Here is a 21,150-nt window from a genome sequence, read left to right as displayed (position 1 = left end):
CACGTTGATCCGGCGGCCGACCTGATCCCAGTAGAAGGCCGGCGTCCGGACGCCGAGCGGCTGCAGGAACGCGCCGATGCTCTCGCAGGCTGCCGCTTCTGCGCTGAGGTCCATTTCCTGCGACAAGCTCTCCGCGAAAAACCGCAGCAGTTCGTCGGGCTTGAGGCGGCGGATCTCCGGTGAGTGCCGGGCCGCGAGCCGCGCGATGCGGCGGAGCAGCCGTAGGTCGGCATCGACGCGTTCCGCGATCCCCGGCCGGCGTACCTTGACCACGACCTCGGTCCCGTCGCGCAAGGTTGCAGCATGAACCTGCGCAATCGACGCCGCCGCGATCGGCTCGCGGTTGAAGTTCGCGAACACATCAGCGATCGGGGAGCCGAGCGCGGCCAGGATCGTCGGCTCCAGCGCCTCGAACGGCAGCGGGGTCACGCGATCCTGCAGCGTCGACAGCGCCCGCACCCATTCCGGCCCGAGCAGGTCTTCGCGGGTGGCGAGCACCTGCCCCAGCTTGACCGCGACAGGTCCAAGGTCTCGCAGCAGCGCGACGACCCGCTCGGGCGTACCGAGGTCTACCGGCTGCTCTGAGCGACCGGGCAGCAGGCCCAGGCGCGAGGCGAGCCCGTTCAGCCCATGGCGCCCCATGATCTGGATGAGCTCGGCCAGCCGCGCGCGCTCACCGATTTGAGACTCGTCGTCGGTGGTGGGCATCACGCGCTGCAACCATCCTCCTGCCGCGGGCGGCAGCCATCGAGGAACAGGTCGATGCCGCGCGAAATGCGATCCCGCGCTGCCTCGTCGTATGCTGGAGGAGACAGCCCCAGCGCTGCGCGGCGCATGGGTGCGACCACGACGAGCGTGACGAACTGCTCGGCAGCGAACACGGGGTCCGCCAGCGACAGTTCTCCCTTCGCATCGGCGTGGGCGAGGATCGACGCCACCCATTGGACGGCCCGCTGGTAACCGAAGTCATGGATGTTCGCCGCTAGCGCGGGAAAGCGCACGGCTTGCGCGATGACGACGCGTTCCATGGACGCGATCCGGGGCGTCAGGAGCCACTCGAGCAACCGATCTGCGATCACGCCAAGTCGCGATCCAATGTCGGGTTCGTCGCTGCCCGACGGTTCGAGCGCCCGCAGCTGCGTGTCGATCTCGTCGAGAATGACCGCCTCGAACACACGCGCCTTGCTGCCAAAGCGCGCGTACAGGGTCCGCTTGGAAATGCGCGCCTGTTCGGCGATCATGTCGGCACTGGCGCCGTCGAACCCGTGTTCGAAAAACAGCTCGCGAGCGCTCTTGAGGATGTGCGAGGTCAGGCGGAGCGCATCCTCAGTGGTCGGTCTGCCCATTTTCCTCGGACGCCGACGTTTCTTTTCGTCATCGCTCAATCTCGTTCTCCTGGATCGAGAGTAGCGCGATCCGGACCGGTTGGCGAGAAATCAAACGGAGACGGTCGGTTGCTCACCCGCCAGCGAGATCTCAGCCAATGGCTGTCCTTGTATCGCGGCCGATCACTGCCGTGGCCTCGGCTTGTAGATGGGAAGGGACGGAGCCCCCACGCCCAGTCCCTCCTGATCGATGCGAACGGCCGCATCCCTGACAGCACCGACCTTGTTCCTCGCTGAACGAACCGTTTCACGCAGTTGGGCCTGTTTGGCGGCCGTGCCGCGTATCGTGGGTCGAATAGCCTCTAGCCGAGCCGTGAATCGATCGGCACCGTCTCGGGCTCTCAACAATGTTCGGTTCGCTCTCGCGAGGACGGTCGCGCGGCGTTCGTCCGCTGCCGCTCTCAGTTGTTGGGCGCTGTCGCCGGATCGCTGCAAGGCGTCTCCCACGGCAATCACGCGGCCGCGCGCACCGGTGAGAGCATCGGACGCTGCTCCGGCTTTGTCAGCCCAACCAGCGGAACTCTCCGCGAGCGCCGCCAGCCGATCGCTGGCCCGCTGCTGCTGAGCGGCGTCGAGGTTGCGCGAGACAGAGTCCACGGTGCGGCTGATCTTCTCGACCAGTGCGACGGGGTCCCCTCCGCCGCCAAGGAGCCCGCCTTCCTTGGTGGGGATGACGGGAAGCTCCCCGTCGTTCGCCGCAACGATCGGGGGCGCGCCAGAGGTTGCACCGTCGAGGCTGATGTTCGCGGTGCCGGCCAGTGCCGATCTTGCGATCGACGCTTTCACGCCTGCGACGATGGGGATCCGCGGTTCAAGGCTGACGGTGACGAGAACCGCTGACGGGTCCTCCTTGTCGAACCGTATCGACGTGACGTGACCGGCCGGTACGCCCGAGAAGGTCACCGGCGACCCCTTCTCCAGACCGGCAACGCTTCCGGTAAAGCGGATCAGATAAGGGTTTCCGTCTTCATTGCGTGCATCAAACAGCCAAAGGGTAAAGACGAGGAGCGTACCCAACAGAAGGCTGGTGACCGCGAGCACAAGGAATTTATTCGACCGCGTTTCCATGAGAGACCATAACCATTAGGAAGCCGGACCAAATTTGTAAACCGTACCGTTTCCAAGGTGGCAAGGCCTGATCAGGACGAGGATGGAATCGTGGCTGGAGACTGGAGCCTGCAACCAGGCGACATACCGTGGGGCAACAGGCTTGGCCTGGAGTTGGTTTCGATCGGCGATGGCCTCAGCTCGCTACGTGTCGGTTGGCGTGAGGAGCTGGCCGACGAGGACGAGACTTTAGCAACGGGCGTGTTGACGAGCCTTATCGATCAGGCCTGCGGCGTTGCCGTAATGTCCCGACTGGGAAGGCGATTGGCAATCTCGACCCTCAACCTGAAGGTGGACCATGTGCGGTCCCCCGAGGCGAGATGCTCCGCGACAGCGTGGGCGCATTGTTACGACGCTACCGAGCGCCGTGCGTTCGTACGGACCGAAGTCTGGGATACCGATCCTTCTCACCTGATCGCGACTGCCCAAGGCGTCTTTTCGATCAATCGGGCTGTCGGGCCATGACCGGCTTCGCGCAGCTGCTAGGCTCCATGATTTCAGAGAGCGGTGACGCCTTTGTTTTGACGCCAGTGGAGTACATGATCGGCAGCCCTCTCCTTCCCGCCTTGCATGGCGGAGCTGTGGCATCCTTTCTCGAAGTGGCAGCGAAGCGTGCCCTTGCACGCAAACTTCCGCCCGGGCACTTCCCGAAGCTCATCAGCGTGAACCTCCAGTTCCTTGCCTCTGCTCGGCTGGATGCACTTGTCACGACGCCGAAGGTCAGGCGTGTCGGACGTCGGATCGCAGTCGTTCACGCCGAAGCATTCCGCCGCGAAGATCCAGCGGCTGTTTGTTTCGCGCAGCTTGAGTTTGCTGTGCACGAGCCCATCAGAGTGGGTGGCAGTGCCGATCGCCACATACTATGATACGGTCCGGTTTACATACGTTAGGGTTGCTGAGTGGCTGACGAGCATGCTGAAGATCGAGGCGGCGATGCGCCGCATGACGACCGGAATGCGCATTCCCAGCCAGAAGCTAGGTCGAAGGACGGTGTCGAGGAGAACGACGGCGTAAAGAAGCCCTCGCTTCTCGAGCGCTATCCGATCATCCGCTACGTCCTCATCGCCGCGCTCGTTGCGGGCATCGTCGCGGCGGTCGTCTGGTACATGAACTACCGCGCGAGCGGCCAATACCTGCAGTCGACCAACAACGCCTATGTGCGCGCGGACTTCGTGACCGTTTCACCGAAGGTGGGCGGCTATGTCGAGCGTGTCCTCGTCGCCGACAACCAGCCTGTCCGCCGCGGCCAGCTGCTCGCCGTCCTCGATCCTCGTGACTACCGCGCCAATGTCGAACAGGCGCAAGCTCAGATTGCCGCGGCCGGCGCCAACATCACGACCGCGCGCCGGACGCTTGACGAGCAGCAGGCCACTGTCGCTCAGGCCGCCGCCCAGGTTGCGAGCGCCGAGGCTGCCGCGGCAGCGGCAGAAAACGAGGTAAGACGTTACGAACCGCTCACTCGGACAGGGGCGGAATCGCGCGAGCGCCTCGCCAACCTCGTCCTGCAGCGTGATCGAGCCGCCGCGGAGCTGCGCGCGCAGCGCGCCGCCTACCTCGCCGCCCGTCGCAGTGTCGCCACACAAGCGGCTCGCATCGGCCAGGCGGAGGCGCAGCGCGGCACCGCGCAGGCGCAGCTTGCGCGCGCCTCGACGGACCTCGGCGCCGTCGAGATCCGCAGCAGCATCGACGGCGTTGTTGCCGACAAGGCGGTCCGGGCCGGGCAATATGTCCAGCCTGCGACCCGGCTGATGTCGGTGGTGCCGGTTGATCAACTCTACATCGAGGCCAATTTCAAGGAGACCCAGGTCGCGCTGATGCGCGTCGGGCAACCCGTGACCATCAAGGTGGATGCACTGGACGGCGCCGAACTGCGCGGCCGGGTTGCGAGCTTCTCGCCAGGCACGGGCGCGCAGTTCTCGCTCATCCCGCCCGAGAACGCGACCGGGAACTTTACCAAGATCGTTCAGCGAGTGCCCGTGCGGATCAGCATTGAAGCGGGGCCGGAGGCGCGCCGGGTGTTGCGTCCCGGCCTGTCGGTCGAGGTTACGGTCGACACGATCAGCGCAAAAGGAAGTCGTGACCGGATCGAACAGGAAACCGAGCGGCTTAAGCACGACGAGACGCAGGGCGGGCGCTGATGGCGGCCGAACGCGCCGGCCTGCGCGACTGGCTCGCCGTCGCAGCGGGCACGATCGGGTCGTTCATGGCGCTGCTCGACATCTCGATCGTCAATGCGGCCTTGCCCACCATCCAGGGCGAGATCGGCGCGAGCGGAACGGAGGGCACCTGGGTCGCGACCGCCTATCTCGTGGCGGAAATCGTCATGATCCCGCTTAGCCCCTTCCTCGTGCGTCTGTTCGGTCTGCGCAACTTCCTTCTGGGTGCGGCGATCAGCTTCACCGGCTTCTCGATCATGTGCGGCATCTCGACGACGTTGCCGATGATGATCGCCGGGCGTGTAGGGCAAGGCTTCACCGGCGGTGCGCTGATCCCGACCGCGATGACCATCATCGCGACACGGCTGCCGCCATCGCAACAGCCGATCGGCACCGCCGCGTTCGGCGGCACCGCGATCCTCGGTCCGGTGCTCGGGCCGATCATCGGCGGCTGGCTCACCGACAATTACAGCTGGCACTACGCCTTCTTCCTGAACGTGCCGGTTTGTGCCGGGCTCGTCCTGCTCCTGCTGTTCGGGCTCAAGCATGAGCGTCTGCGGCTCGACCAGCTGCGCCATGCCGACTGGTTCGGGATCGCAGGGCTCGCAATCGGCCTGGGTGCGCTCACCGTCATGCTCGAGGAGGGGCAGCGCGAGATGTGGTTCGAATCCGCCATGATCGTGAAACTCGCGATCGCCACGGTCTTCGGCTTCGCGCTCATCACGATCGGACAGGTCCGCTCCGCGCATCCGGTGCTCAAGCTGTCACTGATCTTCAGCCGCTCCTTCGGCAGCGTATTCGTCCTCAGCCTCATCATCGGCGTCGTGCTCTACGGGGTCACCTTCCTCATCCCCCAGTTTCTCTCGTCGATGGCGGATTACAGCGCGCTGCAATCGGGCAAGGTGGTCTTCGTCTCCGGCATCCCCGCCCTGATGCTGATGCCGTTCCTGCCGCTCGCGTTCAAATATCTCGACGTCCGGCTGGCGGTCTTTGTCGGCATGACGCTGATCGGCGTCAGCTGCGCGATGGACTGGCATCTCACCGCGCGGTCGGCCGGTGGGGACCTGACGAACTCTCAGCTCGTGCGCGGCTTTGGGCAGATCTTCGCCATGATGTTCCTCAACCAGGCCGCGATCAGCGCCGTGGCGCCCGAAGACGCAGGCGATGCGTCCGCGCTGTTCAACGCGGGGCGAAACCTTGGCGGATCGATCGGCCTGGCGCTGATGGCGACCCTCCAGGACCGGCAGACCTTTCTGCATTTCAACCGGCTGGGCGAAACGGTGTCGGCCAACGCGGCGACCACGCAGGAATGGTTCGCTAAAGCCATGGTCATGCCGTCCGGCGAAGCCGGCGCGTATCGGCAGCTCGCCGGTCAACTTCTCGAACAGGCTACCGTCATGGCCTATAACGACCTGTTTTTTGCGCTGGGCGTCGCGATCGCGATCACGACGCCGCTGGCGCTGTTCCTCCGCCCGATCTCCTCCGACACGCAGATGGCGATGCACTGATGAAGCGACTTGGCTGGGCCATTCTCCCCGCACTCCTGACTGGATGCGTCGTCGGCCCCAACTATGGAGGCCCGCCGGGCGTTGCGAGCGGGGAGCGCGCCGGGTCGACATTTCGCCGCGCGGATCAGGCCGTCACGTCACCGCAGACCCCTGTCGCACGCTGGTGGGAAGGCATGGGCGACGCGCAGCTCACGATGCTGATCGACCGGGCGCTTGCCTCTAATCCGGACGTGGCGATCGCCGAGGCGCGCATCCGCAAGGCGCGCGCCAGCTTGCGCGAACAGCGCGCGAACCAGCTTCCCACCGTCTCGGGGTCAGGGACTGCGATCGTCGCCGATCTTCCCGCCGGCTCGCTCGCGCTGCCGACGCAAGGCGAGCAATCCGATCGTACCAGGGCCGAATTCTACAACGCCGGCCTGGACGCGTCTTGGGAGATCGATCTGTTCGGCGGCCGACGCCGTGCCGCCGAAGGTGCCGAAGCCCAGGCGCAGGCAGCCGAAGCCAATAGGGCCGATGCGCAGGTTCGTCTCTCGGCGGAGGTTGCCCAGAATTATGTGACCTTGCGCGAACTTCAGCAGCGTCTGATCCTGGCCCGCCGCTCCGCAGCGCTTCAGCAGCGATCACTCGCCCTGCTTCAACAGCGTGAGCAACGCGGTGCATCGTCGCGCGACGAGGTGGTTCGGCTCCAGACCGAGCTGACCCGCACGGAGGCCGGGCTGTTGCCGCTCGAAGGGCAGATCGCAACCACGCTCGACCAGCTTGCCCTGCTCACCGGCGACGAACCCGGTGCTCACGACGCCTTGCTGTCTTCCCCCGCGCCGATCCCGATGATCCCGAGGAATGTCGCGATCGGCGATCCGGCCGCCATGCTGCGACGCCGGCCGGACATTCGCGCAGCCGAGCGGCAGCTGGCGGCATCGAACGCGCAGATCGGTGTCAACGTCGCCCGGCAGTTCCCATCAGTCAGCATCATGGGTATCATTGGCCTCGGTGGTCCCAATATTGCCGATGTGATCGATCCTGACAGCGTCGCGGGCCTCCTCCTGCCGCGAATCAGCTGGAGCTTCCTCGACTTCGGCCGTAACCGTGCCCGGGTCGAGCAGGCGCGGGCCGACCGCGACGAGGCGGAAGCACAATACCGCAAGGCGGTTCTCGGCGCGCTGTCGGACGCGGAAAGCAGCCTGACCCGCTTCGGGAATCAGCGCCGGAACCTGTTTTCGTCTATCGAGAGCCGGCACGGCGCCAAGCAGTCAGCGACCTATGCCGGGCAGCGATACGCGCAGGGAGCGATACCGCTGACCACGTCCATCGATGCCGAACGCGCGGCGCTGGCTGCCGACCAGTCGGTGCTGGAAGCCACTGGCGAGCTTGATCGTGCCTTCGTTGCCCTTCAAAAGGCGATGGGACTTGGATGGAGCCAGCCGTGACGGTCTTCCAACTATGCGAGCGGAGGGCGCCGACCGCGTGACGGCTCCGCTTCTGCCGCCCCCTGCCCAGTATCTGCGTGATGACGCGATCAGGGGAGGAATGGACCTGATGTTCTTCGCCCACAGATCCCATCTGGCGCATGCCGACGCCGAACTGGCGACGCGTAACCTCGGGCGGGCGCATCACCGCGCCCTGTATTTCCTCGGCGGGTACCCGGAAATCTCTGTCAGCGAACTGCTGGACGTTCTTTGCGTCTCGAAGCAATCGCTTGGCAGGGTAATGCGGGATCTGATGGATCGCGGGCTCGTCTGCGGCCGTGTCGGGGAGCGCGATCGTCGTCAAAAGCTGCTTTCTTTGACCGATGAGGGGCGAGCGCTCGAAAACGCGCTTTTCGAGGATCTCAGGCGCAACATGGCGAACGCTTACCAAGCGGCAGGAGAAACAGCCGTCACGGGCTACTGGATCGTAATGCAGCAGCTCATGCGCGGCGAAGCACGGGAGCAATTCCGCCGGCTGCACTCCAGGCAGTGATCGCCGCAAACAAGTGCCGGACCAGGTCGAAGGGGGCTTCGTCGACCTGGCCCGGCGGGTATCACCTATCCTGCAAGCCCGGAGGGAGTAAGCGACTTGCCGGTGGTGAGCTCGTTTTCCAGCACAGGGACCGCAGTACCGGCAACCTGCTGCAGCGCCGGGTCGGTCCCATCCTGTGCATAGCCCTTATGCACCGCCCACGCAGCCTGCTGAACCTGCGCCGACTGGGTCAGATACAGGTTGTCGAAAGCGCTCTTCGGCGCCTTCTGGAGCAGCTTTAGGAGGGCGGCGCGGTCGGCGGACAGGTTCGAGGGCGGCGCCTTGATCGTGCGCTGATCATTCTTCAGCGCTGCCAGCAGCGCCTTGTGGCTGCTCTGCGTTTCCGCCAGCACGCGCTTTGCGTAGGCCTTGACGTCGTCCCGCTGCGCGCGCGTCGCGGCGAGCTGCGCGGCCTTGATCTGGTAGAGGTTGGCGTCGGCCGCGGCGAGCACGTAATTAGGGCCGCTCTGGCCCGAGATCGGCGAGACGCCGACGTCGGCGCTGGTCATCGTTCCCGAAGTGGCGGGCGAAACGGCCTGCGCCAACACCGTAACCGGCGCCAGGGTGAGCAGCGCAGCGACAATCGCAATCTTCATAGAGGGCCTCCGTTGGTGTTGTCAGGCATTGACCGAAATCAACCGGCCGAACGATAAAGAAACGGAACGGTTCCCTTTTGCGAAACTGATTTGGCAAACCTATGGGATGGTGGCCGCTCGGACGGCTGGAGGTGCGCGGCGATGAAGAACACGACCGCTCGGGCAACCGTCTCAACGCCGAGTCGGTCGATAGCTGAAGCGGCAGGCCAGATTGCCGGGGCTTTTTTTCGCGAGAACGAACTCTCGAGTGTCTCGATCGTGTCCGCCCTGCTCTGCGTTGCATGCCTTAGTGGCTGCGACCGGACTCCTCGCGAGGCGCCTCCGCGAGCGACGGACACCATCAGCGTGCCCCCGCAGACTTCTACCATGGATGTCCCGATTGTTGCAGACATGGACAAGCTGGCGGCAAGCCTCGAACAGGCGGTTCCGCGTCGCCTCTGGTCGATCGACAAGCCGGGGCAGACCTGCCTCCCGCCGAAAAAGGTCAAGATCCTCTTCGCGAAGATCAAGACGCCCGCGATCCAGTGCCGCATCACCGGCACCGTCGTCCGAGGGCCGCTGGTGCTGGAGGGCTCGGGCAAAACGATCATTGTCACCATGCCGCTTCACGCCGCGATCAGCGCCCGCGACGTGGGCGGCGTGCTCAGCCGGGAAACGGCGGAGGCGGACGCCCGCGTCCGGGCCGTGGTCAGGCTCGACATCGCCCGCGACTGGTCGCCGCGCGCAACGGTGTCGATCGCCTACGACTGGACCGACGAGCCGCACGTCGACTTCCTCGGCCAGCGAATCGAGTTCACCAGCAAGGCCGACGCCAAGCTCGCCGGCGTCGTCGAGCGCCTGGAGCGCTCGCTGCCGCAGGAGCTCGGCAGATTGCAGCTGCGCGAGCAGATCGCGCAGGTCTGGGGGTCGGCGTTCACCTCCGTCCAACTGAACCGGGCGAACCCGCCGGTGTGGATGCGGATCACGCCCCGGCAGTTGAGCTACGGAGGCTACACCATTTCGCGCAACCGGGTGAACCTGGCGCTAGGGATGACGGCGGGGACGGAGACTTTTGTCGGCGATCGGCCGCCTGATCCGCAGCGCCGGCCGCTCCCCGACATGACGCGCACGCAGCCCGGACCCGGCCGCATCCTGTTCGCCATCCCCGTCATCGCCGACTATCCTCAGCTGGAGCCTGTGCTCGCCAAGGCATTGGCGAAGCGTTCCCGCCGGCCCTTCGAAGTGCCTGGTGTCGGGGCCGTGCGCGCGCAGTTTCACCAGGTGACCGTCTACGGCACCACGGGTGACAAGATCGCGGTCGGGCTTCGCTTCAGTGCGGCAGCCGAAGGTGGGGAGCCTGCGCAAGGCACGATCTGGCTTACCGCCACGCCGCGGAACGCCGTCAACGATCGCCGTGTAGCGTTCGACGATCTCACTGTCGCCGGTGTGGCCGACTCGGTCGGGACAAGCCTGCTCCTGAAGCTCGCCAACACTCCCGGCATATCAGGCACTGTGTCAGCCGCGCTGACCCAGAACTTCGAAAAGGATTTCGACAAGCTAATCGGCAAGATCACCCGTGCGATCGACGAAAAGCGGATTGGCGACATAATCGTGCGTGCCCGTGTGACGGACGTGCGGACGGGCCAGTTGAAGGCGGCGGGGCAAGGCGTCTACCTACCGGTATGGGGGCGCGGCACGGCCACGATTAGCCTTGCGCCAGTACGGGCCAGAAATTGAGATCTCGCTGCAGCCTTCACGGCTGCTTGACCGTCCCAGCGGCAACGCTGCCGCCTCTTTCCATCCTAGCAGAATTATTCAGAGGTCGAATTGAGTCCGGCTCTATCTCACGGTATCGTCGGACACGCATCGCTCTGCTTGGTCGCCCGGTGGAGGGCTGTAACGCGCTTGACTTGTGCGATGCTGCAGCCCGCTAGCGCCGCCGTTTTCGCTATGCTCATCCCTGCCTCACGAAGTGAGACAATGCGGCGATGATGGGCCAAGTCTGGTTTTCGACCGGTATAGCGTCCCTCCCGCTTGGCGATCGCTATGCCCTCCCGCTGCCGCTCGCGGCGCAGTTCGTAATCATCGCGAGCGGTCTGAAGCGCAACCCTCAACAACATGTCTTGAACGGCCTCTAGGACGATGCGCGTCACCCCGCCATTGTCCTCAGCAAGATCGGTAAGGTCCACAATTCCTGGTACGGCTAGCCTCGCTCCCTTGTCGCGGATAGCGGTGACGAGCCTCTCCGCCTCAGCCAACGGCAGGCGGCTGATCCGATCGATCTTTTCGGCGATAACGACTTCGCCCATTTGCAGGTCGGCTATCATGCGAAGCAACTCGGGCCGGTCAGGACGCGCGCCGGAAGCCTTCTCGCGATAAACAGCTGCGACATAATACCCCGCGGTACGCGAGGACACGACCATCGCCTCTTGGCGTTCAAGATCCTGCTCATCGGTGCTGACGCGCAGGTACACGCGAGCAGCGCGGACGGTCGTACTCATGTTGGCTCCGTTGGGTATACCCATGTGAGCCACCACTGCGGCAACCGGCTCGGAATAGCAAACGCCGATCCTGTCGAGCCTAGCTCAGCAAGCCAGGTCTAAGTAGCTAATGGCGCTGATATGAACGACGACTGATCACCAAACGCGCTGAAGTGCGCTGCTTCGCGCTATCCGTCAGCGCCAATATCCGGTATGATCCGAGAGTTGGGTCAGCCAAGCGAGTTCAGTGCAGATGGAAGCACAGAGGGTCAAGATCGTGGACGGTGGTAAACTCGTGATCCCGGCGGCCATGCGCCGTGAGCTCGGGATCACCACGGGTGATACCGTTCTCGTCGATGTCGACGATGGCGAGCTACGGGTACGTTCCGTGCCTAAGGCGCTCGAAAGGGCTCGCGCGATCCTTCGCAAATATGTGCCCGAAGGCGTCGGTTTGGCTGACGAGCTGATCGCAGAGCGCCGGCGCGAGGCGGAGCGTGAGTAGCAAGGTCGTACTCGACGCCTCCGCCCTGCTCTGCCTTCTGAACGACGAACCTGGGGCGGATCGGGTAGTCGACGTCCTGACCCGCAGCATTATCGGAACGACCAACCTCGCCGAGGTCGTCTCCAAGCTTCGGGACCGAGGATTGCCGCTCGACGAGGTACGTGAGGCTCTTGGCGGGCTGCACCTCGATGTACGGCCGCTCTCTCCTGCCCAGGCGCTCATCATAGGCGACCTGCGACCGTCGACGAAGGCGCTTGGACTTTCGCTTGGTGACCGAGCGTGTCTTGCCTTGGCGATTGACCTACAAGCGGAGATGTTCACGACGGACGGGCCGCTGGCGAGCGCTGAGGTCGGCGTCACCATCACCAACGTACGGCCGCTGGCCGATTAGCCGCACATTCGTGCTTTTGGGTACGGTACGCTCAGGCAGGCGAGTTGTGGCGGAACAGAGCGGCTGCCGTCCACTGTTTCGGGCGCAGATCCACTCTTTTCAGCTGCTGCTGTAGGTAGGATGGCGTCCACCATTTTAGGGAAACCTACACATGCAACGGTTCGGACGGCCAACCTTCGTGGCCCAGAGCACGACTATTGCCCACCCACGCTTGTTGCGCCACACTGTCGAATGCGCGCCATGTCGCGGCGGCGAGGACAGGGTATGACGGTTCAGGTCACAGTGACAGCCAGTGGGCGCATGAGCCTGCCGGCGGACATCCGGAAGCGGCTCGGGCTTGCCCAGGGCGGCGCGGTCTATGTTGACGAGACCGACGACGGCATTGTGTTGCGCACGGCCGCGCAAGCGGTGGCGCGCGCGCAAGCACTCGCCAAGCAGTTCACGGGCGGCAACCCCGACGCATCGGTCGATGCCTTCCTTGCTCGGCGTCGTGACGAGAGCGGCGAGTGAGCGTCGTCTTCGATGCGTCCGCGCTGATTGCGATGCTCAAGGGCGAACGTGGGGCCGCCAAGGTGGCCGGTGCTATCGCCGACGCCCGGGTGAGCAGCGTCAATTATGCCGAGGTAGTCACGCAGCGCGCGGGTGAGCGGCAGGAGTAAGACGTAGGTCAGGCCGAATATCGCGGCCATCGCGAGCGTTTCGCCGCCCCAGTCGAGCGCATCGTCGCGCCGCGCGAGCTGGCTGCATTGCGCGAGCGTATGGGTGTCGAGATCGCAGGCGTGCCAATGTTTCGTGGCGATCACCTGATCCCAGGTCGGTGGCGACGTGGTCATGCTCATAGCTCCAGTCCGATGTCCTTTTCGGGGTAGGGAAGTTCGATTTCCGGCTTCTCGACGCCGATCCGCAGCGATGCGGCTGCAAGGGAGGGATCGTTCTTGAAATCGGGCGGCTGCCGCTCGACGGTTTGGCTGACGTCGGCGCTCGGCTCGCCCCCAACTTTCTCCGGTCCGCGATCGAGGTCGGGCGGCAGCGAGGGGTTGAACGTCTCGCCCGCGCCTGCTTTCGCCGCTGTGCCGGCAGCGCCGCGATCGGGATCGATCGTCAGCGCGCCGGTGGTTTCGAGCGCCGAGGTCTTGTTGCCCTCGTTGCGCTCGATCGCGGCGGTCAGCTTCTCGCGGTCGTCGGTGAACAGCTGGATGTCGTCGCGGACGCGCGTAACGGTGACGTTGAACAGGCGCTGGTTGGAGAGGTTAGATTCCTTGTGGCTCATCACCGCGATCGCGGTATCGGTGGTGATGCCCTGCGCCGCGTGCATGTTGAGCGCGTAGGCGAGGCTGATCCGCTCCATCATCGGATCGCCCGCCTTCAGCTCGTGGAGCGTGCCGTCGCTCGCCTCGACCCTGATCCCCGACGGGTCGGCCGAGACGACGCGGGCGATGTCGTTGTTGTTGAGGCCGCGGTCCTTGTCGTTCTGCGTCCAGCGGATCCTGTCGCCTTCGTGCAGCCGGATCTCCTCGCGCTGCGCGAGCTGCATCGCATCGGTCTTGTCGACCGGCGATATCTTCTGCGGATCGAAGGTCCGAACCCGGTTGCCGATCTGGACCTGGACGCGGCCCTTCGCGTCGACGCCGAGCACGTCATAGGTGCCGGGGCTGAGGCCGAGTTCGCGCATGGCATGGCGCAGGTCGATCACCTGGCCCGGCTTGTAGGTATGCGCGTAGCGCAGTTCCTCACGCGTGACGTTGACCTTGTCGAGGACGGGCGTAACGACGCCCTCGCCCTTCAGCGCCCCCTCTGCGGCGAGGCCGTCCTGGATGCGCACGTTGAGCTCGGCGCGGGCGACGCGGCCCGAGGAGAACATCGCGGTGGTCTCGCGCTGTTCGGTGGTTAGGCCCAGCCAGTGTTCGGCCGCGGCCTTCACATGCTCGGGGTTGGCGGTGACCTTGTCGCCGAGCATCGCCATCGCCTCGCGCACCTCGCCACGGTTGGTCAGCGCAGCGACGGTGCGCAGCTGCTCGGTGCGCTGGCGCAGATTCTCGTCCATCCGCGCCATCGTGATCCCGCCGGCCTGCGCGAGCGCGAACGCCTTGCCGGCGTCGACCGCGGTGATCTGCTGGCGATCGCCGATCATCAGGAAGCGATCGACGCCGAGCGCATTGGCGATGCCGACCAGGTGCTTCATCTGGTCGGAACCCACCATCGAGGCTTCGTCGAGGATCAGCGTCGTGCCGGCGAGCGCGTCGCGCGCGCCGTCATAGCCCGCTCCCTTCCCAGCGAGCGCGTGGCGGGCATAGCTGTGGACGAACGAGGAGACGGTGCGGCTCTCGATCCCGGCTTCCGCGCCGAGGCGATCGGCGGTCGCCTTCATGAGCGCGAGGCCGACCACCTTGCCGCCCTCCTGCTCGACGTTGCGCGCGACGCTTGCCAGCATGGTCGACTTGCCGGCGCCCGAGACGCCCTGGACCGCGACGATGCGATCGGCGGAGGTCAGCGCCATCGTCGCGGCCGCCATCTGCCCTGCGTTCAGTTCCTTGTCGCCCGATGCGGCGTTGATCCGCTCGATGACGGTGTCGGCGGGGACGATCACCCGCCCCTCCCCCTTGCCACGCTCGATCTCGGCGAGGATGCCGCGCTCGGTCGCGAGTGCTTCGGGCGTCGTGACATGGGTGACGACACCATCTATCCGGTCCTCCTTGCCCGGGATCAGCTTCTCGTTGCGGATGAGGTCGGAGACGCGTGCGTCGACATGCGCGGCGGTGACGCCTTTCAGCCCGAGGTCGAGCGCGGTCCTGGTGATGTCCGGCACCGCGAACGCAGCTTCGCGCTGGGCATGGATGCGGATCGCGGAGGCGACGGCATGCTGCGCGCGCAGATCCACCGGCGAGATCCGCAGCCGGTCGAGACCGCTGGCGACGAGCGGGTCGGCGGATCGGAACCACTCGCCCAGGCTTTCGCGGATATTGGCCAGGACGTCACCGAGGCGCTCCATCGGTCGTGGCTGGGCATCGAGGCCGCTAGTGCCGGCACGCTCGCGCGCGGCATCGACCAGTGCCTTGCCGTCGAATCCGAGCGCGGCCGCCCGGTCACGCCATTCCTGGCGCAGGGCATCGCGATCCTCGACGTTCAGCTTGGCGTCGCGGGTATTGTTGGTCACCTTGCGCAACGCCTCGGCGGAGGTGACACCGAGCTCGCCGGCTTTCGCCAGGATATCGGCGCGCCGCTGGCTGAAGGTGTCGATCACCTCCTTAGGCACGCCGGCGATCTCGAACTGGCCGTGCTTGCCGGTGACGCTTGTTTCGTAGCCGATCTTTGCCAGCTCGGCGCGAAACTGGGCGTGATAGGCCGCGCCGATCGTGGTGTTGTTCTTCCAGAGCTGCTGGTTGTGGAGCGCCTGCCATGCCCCGTTCGCCATCTTGGTCATGTTGGCGATAAGGACGTGGATGTGGCCCTGCGGATCGAGAGCGCGGCTCGTGTCGTGCTGGAACAGCGCATAGACGAGGTTGCCGGTACGCACCGCATCCCCTGACCTGGACTGATCGTAGGTGCGGCCTTCGGCGAAGGTCTTCTCGACCCAGCCCATCGTCGCCTTTACCGCGTTCATATGCGCGGTGAGCACACGGGCGTCGCCGGCGACATAGGCCATGACGCTCGCCGATTTCGGCATCGAGAATGTCAGGTCGACGCCTAACCGCCGACCCTCGACCTGCCCGACCTTCTCGCCATCGGGCATCTCGCCGTTGAGGATCTTCTCGAAGTCCTCCTTGGTCACCTCGCCCTTGAGGCCAAGATCGGCCGCGCCCACCCCGCCCCAGGCGGTCGCCTCGGACGAATGCTCGGCGGTGTAGTAATCGTCCTTGGCGAAATACTGCGCCGCGCCGGAGGCGGATTTGACGGAGGCGACCGACAGCATCGGCTACATCCCCATGTCCATGTCGTCATCGATCTCCGGCGAATGATCCGGGCCATGATGACGATGGTGGTGATCGGGATCGCGCTGCGTCGCAAACCCATCGCGCAACTCACGGGTCGCCTGGTCTTCATGGCGATCGCCATCTTGCCGACCGAGATCAGAGCCACTCATTGGTCGTTCGGCGTCCGATCGTTGCGCGTTCGGGCCTGCCGTGAGCGTTGGCGACGCCCCCGGATCGGGAAGCCTCAGACCGATCCGCGCGTCGCGCACCTTTTCGGACGCGACGGGAACCGCTGGCTCCGCTGCGCGGACGGCATCGGCGCCGGTTGGGCTGGTCGTGACGCCCTTCCCGGTTACCTGATCGATAACCACCGGCAGCGACCCGGTGACCTCCATCGCCGCAGCCGCCTTCTCCGCCTCGCTACGGGGGTTCTCGGGCTGAGCGGCGGTCAGGTCCGCCTCTTCCCGTTCCCTTGCGTCTACGCCTCCCACGGGCCGCGTGGGGGTATGTTCCCGGCCGCCCTCACCCCCCTCATCCGCGACCTTGTTCCGGGCGGTCTGACGACGCCGGTCTTCCGGCGAGACGTATTCGGTCGGCTTGAAGTTCTTGCGGGGAACCGCCCCCGGCGCGACCTCGGCATAGGACCGGTACTTGAGTTCGATCCGCGCAGCGGGGAAACCGTCGGGAAACTTCACGAAGCCGTGGAGCGACGGCAGGTTGTTGATGTCGTCGGGGATGACCAGCGGTTCGATCGCGGTACGCGGTGTGAGCGTCGAGGCGTCGCGGGTATTGTTGTAGCCGTAGCTGTATGCCTCATCCATCTGACGGACTTCCCGGCTGCCGATGAACTCGGAGCATTTCTCGGCCGTCGTGCGATCGGCGGTGGCGAGGATAAGCTTGGTGCGCGCAAGGCCGGTGAGCGCGGTCGCGTTCTGCAGGCCATAGGTCGCCACCAGCTTGTCGAACGAGTGGATGCCGAGGACGAACGCGCCCCCGAAGTTGCGGGCCGACTGGAGGCCATGCTCGATGCCCGGAAGAGCGTGGAGCGCGTGGACCTCGTCGAACAGATACCAGGTGCGCAGATCGCGCGTCTTGGGCAGGCGCATGAGGTTGTTGACCGCGAGGTCGATCCACAGCGTGAACAGGCCGTGGGTCATCTCCAGGTCATTGTACGAGCCGGTAATGAACATGATCGAGCCGTCACGATTGTCGGTCGCGATCCAGTCGCGGATCGAGAAGGCGGGCGGGCCGCCCGGGACGGGGTCCGGCATGAAGCGCAGCGCCTGTCCGTTGACGTTCAGGACTGATCGGATCGACTCCGCCATGCGGGCCGCTTTCTCCGTCGTCAGCGGGGCCGCGATCGTGTCGTCCAGCTTGGCGTTGATCGACTTCAGGTCAGCCTGCATCAGGTGATGCGCGATGGCGGCATTGTTGGCCTCGCCCATCTCCTGAAGCTTCAGGCACATCTCGATGAACAGCATGCGTGCGGCGTTCTGCCAGAACGGCTCCTTGTCGTCGGGATGCGAGGGGATGAGGGCCGAGGCGGCCGACACGAAGTCGGCATAGTTGCGGCACTCGTCGAACAGCGTCCACGGCGCGCAACGCTCGTCCATCGGGTTGAGGATAACGTCGGTTTCGGGGTTGTAGAATGTCTCCACGAACACCCCGGTAAGGTCGAAGATGACGGCGCGATGCCCGCGCGCACGAAGCTGCGAGACGTGGCTGCGCAGCTGCGTCGTCTTGCCGGTGCCGGTGGTGCCGATGAGCATGGTATGGCTCTGTTCGAGCCGCCACGGATAGGGGATGCCGGCGATCGTATAGGGAACGTGGATGCCCCGGTCGATGCGATCGAGGATTGGAGCCTTGGCGACCAGCTCCGGGACGTATGGGGGCTCGTGCTCGGCGCACTCGGTTCGGAACCTGCGCCGGTTGTGGCCGCTGACGGTTTTGACGAGGACATCTCGCTCGACCAGCAGGGCGCCGCGGTTATGGCGTTCCTGGAGCATGTCGCTGCCGCGCTTGTTGGCCCACATGATGAACCACATGATGAGCGGAGCGGCGATGAAAGCCGACATGACGAGCGTCGTCAGGAAGATTTTGACGGTTTTAGCCCAGGCGTGAACGACATGGGGCTCGTAGGGAACGTAACCGATCGGAACTTTCGTCACGACGCCGTTGGGCAGGGTCAGGTTGATAAGGTGGAATCTGTCCGCGCCGACCCATGTCCAGATCGCCGAGTAGAGCTTCATCAGGTCGAGCTGGAACTCATGCTCGGCGAGGCCCAGCCAGACGAAGATATTGAACAGGACGATGAACGTCCCGAGCCAGATCCAGATCGGCACCTGGAGGCCCGCCCAGGTCATCTTGTACTGGCTGGCAAGCAGCTGCGAACCGCGGGTGAAATTGCCGGAGTTGCGGGTGATCCGCCCCCGCGCTGAATGGTGCTTTACCGTCGCCGCCTGACCGTTGAACCGGATATCACCGCTGCGCATGGTGAACCTCCACGCGCTCCTGGGCGATGTCGATGATCTTCTCCGCGTAGTCGGGATGCTCGCGGGTAACGATGAGGTCCATCGAAGCCGACAGTTGCTCTAGGATGAGCAGGACGCGACTGACGTTGAATGAATGGCTCGCGACCGCCAGTGGAAGTCCGAAATGAAAGACTAAACGGGACGCCTCCGAGCGAGAGCATCCACGCTCTTTCGCGAAGCTGTCCAGGGTCGCAACAGCCTGACTCGAAAGCCTGAAGCCGACGTGGTGTGTAGTCATGATCCATCCACTCAACTGGTGGATGGTGGGGATTTCGGAGCCGGAGGTTTAACACGCGATTTCAGACATCGCCATAGAAAACGTATTACATGCCGAGAACGTCGAACTAGACGCTATTTCAACGGGTTAGCGAACTCCGGCTAGGCTTTTCCACCATGAGAACACGACACACCCTGTGAACAGACCGTATTTCAGGCACTTAACCTGCGGCGTGCCGCGTACGGTGTGCAAATCCTTAGGGACTGTCGCGGTGGTGGTGGCATCATGGCTGGATGTCCGATCATTGGACCGGACTCCGGGAGGGAAAGCGCCGCAGGCAGGCGATCATCGGGCAGGACCGAAGGGGGTTGGGCGGAGCAATCCCGCCCCACGACGGACCTGGCCGCAGGTCAGTGTCCGTCGCCCCATGCTGGTCCGGTAAAACCGGACCAGCGAGCGAGTATGGTTGTCGCTATTGTGCAGCTGGGTAGGTGCTGGCATCGTACAACATGGAGGCTGGTTCACGATCAGAAAAGGCATGTCGAATGGCACGGAGTATCGAGCAGGAACGGGCGCAGCTTGAGGCCGATGAACAGCGGCTCAACGAGCGTCGCAAGCAACTCGCCGATCGCGAGCGATCGGGGTTGTTGAAGGAGGTTGAGAAGTCGGGGCTGATGAAGGCCGATCCAGCCCAGTTCAGCGCCATCATCGGGGCGATCAAGAAGCTCGGGATCGACGAGACCGTGAAGCGCCTGACCGCGTAGCGGGTCAGCGCAGGAGCGGGCTCAAGCCCATCAAGCAAAAAAGGGGAGCAGCCGTAAGGCGCTCCCCTTTTCAATGCCTGGCCGAAGCTGGCGATGCTTCGGTCCATTGAGGCAAAAGAATGGGGAGCATCGAGGCGAAGCCCGATGCCCCCCGACGCGATGGTGACTGGAGGGAGGCTATCCCCAGACCATGCGTATCTCGTCACTGGTAGCGACCTGAGCCGCGAGCGAGTCGAACCGCTCGAGGTAACGGCCATCATTGAGGTGGCCTAGATCGCGGCGGATGTAAGGCTGACCCAGAGTATCGCGCAATTCGGTAATGGGTATGCTGCCGCGATTGTCGTCGGCAAGCCGGAGCGCGTCGAGGACGCGATAGGCGTTGCCGTTGGCGAGGTTGATCTCCGATGCGCCGTCGGGCGTGGTGGCGACGTGCATGGTGATCGTGCGGGTTGCATCGTCGCGCCAGAAGCGGACGTTGAGTCCACGAAACTGGGCTTCCTCGACAACGGAGATGACACCAACGTCGTGATCGAAGATCGCGCAGATTGATGCGAGCGACCAGGGGCACACGCGGGCTTCGAACGAGCACGACACCAGGGGGTCATCGTCCTCGTCTTCGAGAAGCTGGCCACGCTCCCGGGCGAAGGCGCGGAACGCGGCGAGCTGGCGGGCGGTGATGACGGCGGGCGCGGCATCGGCTTTCCGATCGACGCTGAGGAAGAAGGTGATCGACATGGTCTGTCTCCCATTGGAACCATCATCCCCGGTTCCCCTCCCCTTCCGATCCGTCAGGATCGGCATGGCCGATCACGGGGTCATGGGTCGGTCCGCAGGACCGGGTGCCCGAGCGATGCGTAGCTGGTGCTCGCAATGCGCAGGCATTGCGGCACCGCGAGCGAGCCGGGCATTGGTCGGACTGCGCCGGTCGATGCGTAGCGAGCGCGACACGCGCAGGCGTGGCCGCGATGCGAGCGAGACGGGCGCGGTCGATAAGCGGGTGCGATCGGCACGAGCGAGGCGTAGCGAACCGGCGATCCGAAGGGATCGTCGTGAAGCGAGCGAGCCGTGCCGGTCAGCCCATACTCGATCGCATCGGCACGGCGCGATGCGCAGCGGCAGCGCAGGCGATGCGACGGCATCGCCGCGCCCGCCAGCGAGCCGTGCCGATGCCGCAGTCGAGACGCCGGCTGAGCCGCGACGGTCGATGCGTAGCGAGCGTGACACGCGCAGGCGTGGCCGCGATGCGAGCGAGGCGATGCGACGGAGTGACAGATCGATCCCGGCACCGGCGAGGCGTAGCAGGCAGTGGCAATGCGACGGCATTGCCCTGCCGCGAGCGAGCCGTACCGATCCTCCGTCAGGGATCGACCGCGTCAATTTCGATCAGGCGTGCGGTGTCGGTCCACGAGATGATCTCATAGTCGTCCGACATGTGGGTGTAGTGGCCACTGCGAACCTCCCCGGCCTTGTCGAGCATCAGCACGAGGATCGAGGGCTTGATCTCTTCGTCGAGCGGTCGACTGTCGGCGACGAACTTGCCGCCACGCGTGATCGCGAACGCGTTGAAGGTGTGAGCAGCCCCCACCGGGTGGTCCGGGTTGATAGTTAGTGCATTGTCGTCTCCG

General features: G+C 64.8%; 20 protein-coding genes and 2 pseudogenes. 12 read left to right on the top strand and 10 right to left on the bottom strand.

Annotation, left to right across the window (positions count from 1 at the left end; translation table 11 throughout):
* The 3 genes from Q0U08_RS06815 to Q0U08_RS06805 all read right to left on the bottom strand — a co-directional run.
* The coding region (locus Q0U08_RS06815) for an AarF/UbiB family protein (protein WP_298090531.1) at positions 1-708 on the bottom strand (708 nt) is incomplete at its 3' end.
* Positions 708-1,385 (bottom strand): TetR/AcrR family transcriptional regulator, encoded by a 678-nt coding sequence (locus Q0U08_RS06810; protein WP_145147061.1) that lies wholly within the window; start codon positions 1,383-1,385, stop codon positions 708-710. The genes Q0U08_RS06810 and Q0U08_RS06815, both read right to left, overlap by 1 nt.
* Positions 1,386-1,508: 123 nt before the next feature.
* The gene (locus Q0U08_RS06805) at positions 1,509-2,453 is read right to left on the bottom strand and encodes an MlaD family protein (protein WP_018251275.1); all 945 of its coding nucleotides are present in this window, start codon (positions 2,451-2,453) and stop codon (positions 1,509-1,511) included.
* 90 nt (positions 2,454-2,543) lie between these two features.
* On the opposite strand from Q0U08_RS06805, the gene Q0U08_RS06800 reads away from it, so the two are divergent.
* From Q0U08_RS06800 to Q0U08_RS06775, 6 genes are all read left to right on the top strand, one after another.
* On the top strand, positions 2,544-2,957 hold the full coding sequence (locus Q0U08_RS06800) for a PaaI family thioesterase (protein WP_018251276.1): 414 nt from the start codon (positions 2,544-2,546) through the stop codon (positions 2,955-2,957).
* Positions 2,954-3,358: a PaaI family thioesterase gene (locus tag Q0U08_RS06795; RefSeq protein WP_018251277.1), complete on the top strand. Its 405-nt coding sequence runs from the start codon at positions 2,954-2,956 to the stop codon at positions 3,356-3,358. Before Q0U08_RS06800 ends, Q0U08_RS06795 begins: the two co-directional genes overlap by 4 nt.
* Positions 3,359-3,391: 33 nt before the next feature.
* Positions 3,392-4,630 carry an HlyD family secretion protein gene (locus Q0U08_RS06790; RefSeq protein ID WP_018251278.1) on the top strand — a complete coding sequence of 413 codons (1,239 nt, stop codon included), beginning with the start codon at positions 3,392-3,394 and terminating at the stop codon, positions 4,628-4,630.
* The gene (locus tag Q0U08_RS06785) at positions 4,630-6,156 is read left to right on the top strand and encodes a DHA2 family efflux MFS transporter permease subunit (RefSeq protein ID WP_018251279.1); all 1,527 of its coding nucleotides are present in this window, start codon (positions 4,630-4,632) and stop codon (positions 6,154-6,156) included. The genes Q0U08_RS06790 and Q0U08_RS06785 overlap by 1 nt, the downstream gene beginning before the upstream one ends.
* Positions 6,156-7,583 carry an efflux transporter outer membrane subunit gene (locus Q0U08_RS06780; RefSeq protein WP_030541334.1) on the top strand — a complete coding sequence of 476 codons (1,428 nt, stop codon included), beginning with the start codon at positions 6,156-6,158 and terminating at the stop codon, positions 7,581-7,583. Before Q0U08_RS06785 ends, Q0U08_RS06780 begins: the two co-directional genes overlap by 1 nt.
* Positions 7,584-7,683: 100 nt before the next feature.
* Complete coding sequence (locus Q0U08_RS06775; protein WP_018251281.1) at positions 7,684-8,115, top strand: MarR family transcriptional regulator; 432 nt, start codon at positions 7,684-7,686, stop codon at positions 8,113-8,115.
* A gap of 65 nt (positions 8,116-8,180) precedes the next feature.
* Here Q0U08_RS06775 and Q0U08_RS06770 read toward each other — a convergent pair whose 3' ends face one another.
* A complete protein-coding gene (locus tag Q0U08_RS06770; RefSeq protein ID WP_018251282.1) occupies positions 8,181-8,750 on the bottom strand; it encodes a DUF4142 domain-containing protein in 570 nt (189 codons plus the stop codon).
* Between the two features lie 258 nt (positions 8,751-9,008).
* Between Q0U08_RS06770 and Q0U08_RS06765 the strand changes: the two genes are divergently transcribed.
* On the top strand, positions 9,009-10,466 hold the full coding sequence (locus Q0U08_RS06765; protein ID WP_298090532.1) for a DUF4403 family protein: 1,458 nt from the start codon (positions 9,009-9,011) through the stop codon (positions 10,464-10,466).
* 107 nt (positions 10,467-10,573) lie between these two features.
* On the opposite strand, the gene Q0U08_RS06760 is transcribed toward Q0U08_RS06765, so the two are convergent.
* Complete coding sequence (locus tag Q0U08_RS06760) at positions 10,574-11,230, bottom strand: recombinase family protein (protein ID WP_018251285.1); 657 nt, start codon at positions 11,228-11,230, stop codon at positions 10,574-10,576.
* A 232-nt stretch (positions 11,231-11,462) separates the two neighbouring features.
* Between Q0U08_RS06760 and Q0U08_RS06755 the strand changes: the two genes are divergently transcribed.
* From Q0U08_RS06755 to Q0U08_RS06740, 4 genes and pseudogenes are all read left to right on the top strand, one after another.
* Positions 11,463-11,711: an AbrB/MazE/SpoVT family DNA-binding domain-containing protein gene (locus Q0U08_RS06755; RefSeq protein WP_018251286.1), complete on the top strand. Its 249-nt coding sequence runs from the start codon at positions 11,463-11,465 to the stop codon at positions 11,709-11,711.
* Positions 11,704-12,102 (top strand): type II toxin-antitoxin system VapC family toxin, encoded by a 399-nt coding sequence (locus Q0U08_RS06750; RefSeq protein WP_066781968.1) that lies wholly within the window; start codon positions 11,704-11,706, stop codon positions 12,100-12,102. Before Q0U08_RS06755 ends, Q0U08_RS06750 begins: the two co-directional genes overlap by 8 nt.
* 264 nt (positions 12,103-12,366) lie before the next feature.
* Positions 12,367-12,612, top strand: coding sequence for an AbrB/MazE/SpoVT family DNA-binding domain-containing protein (locus Q0U08_RS06745; protein ID WP_298090530.1), 246 nt, complete (start codon positions 12,367-12,369; stop codon positions 12,610-12,612).
* Positions 12,609-12,734, top strand: a pseudogene (locus Q0U08_RS06740) (VapC toxin family PIN domain ribonuclease); the annotation flags it as partial. The gene Q0U08_RS06745 and the pseudogene Q0U08_RS06740, both read left to right, overlap by 4 nt.
* 203 nt (positions 12,735-12,937) lie before the next feature.
* Here Q0U08_RS06740 and mobF read toward each other — a convergent pair.
* Genes mobF through Q0U08_RS06725 form a run of 3 tightly spaced genes read right to left on the bottom strand, consistent with a single transcriptional unit; the run spans position 12,938 to position 18,782 of the window.
* Complete coding sequence (gene mobF / locus Q0U08_RS06735) at positions 12,938-16,012, bottom strand: MobF family relaxase (RefSeq protein ID WP_298090529.1); 3,075 nt, start codon at positions 16,010-16,012, stop codon at positions 12,938-12,940.
* Between the two features lie 3 nt (positions 16,013-16,015).
* Entirely contained in the window at positions 16,016-18,505 is a 2,490-nt protein-coding gene (locus Q0U08_RS06730) for a type IV secretion system DNA-binding domain-containing protein (protein ID WP_298090528.1), read from the bottom strand.
* Complete coding sequence (locus Q0U08_RS06725) at positions 18,492-18,782, bottom strand: hypothetical protein (protein ID WP_016509826.1); 291 nt, start codon at positions 18,780-18,782, stop codon at positions 18,492-18,494. Before Q0U08_RS06725 ends, Q0U08_RS06730 begins: the two co-directional genes overlap by 14 nt.
* Positions 18,783-19,306: 524 nt before the next feature.
* Between Q0U08_RS06725 and Q0U08_RS06720 the strand changes: the two genes are divergently transcribed.
* Entirely contained in the window at positions 19,307-19,525 is a 219-nt protein-coding gene (locus tag Q0U08_RS06720) for a hypothetical protein (RefSeq protein WP_037447303.1), read from the top strand.
* Positions 19,526-19,702: 177 nt separating this feature from the next.
* Here the strand turns inward: Q0U08_RS06720 and Q0U08_RS06715 are convergent, their stop codons facing one another.
* Together Q0U08_RS06715 and Q0U08_RS06710 are read right to left on the bottom strand one after the other, a co-directional pair.
* Entirely contained in the window at positions 19,703-20,260 is a 558-nt protein-coding gene (locus tag Q0U08_RS06715; RefSeq protein ID WP_298090526.1) for a hypothetical protein, read from the bottom strand.
* A gap of 622 nt (positions 20,261-20,882) precedes the next feature.
* Positions 20,883-21,150, bottom strand: a pseudogene (locus Q0U08_RS06710) (hypothetical protein); the annotation flags it as partial.

The sequence above is a fragment of the uncultured Sphingomonas sp. genome, assembly GCF_946477935.1.
Classification (GTDB): Bacteria; Pseudomonadota; Alphaproteobacteria; order Sphingomonadales; family Sphingomonadaceae; genus Sphingomonas.
This window is presented reverse-complemented; position numbering and strand designations above follow the sequence as displayed.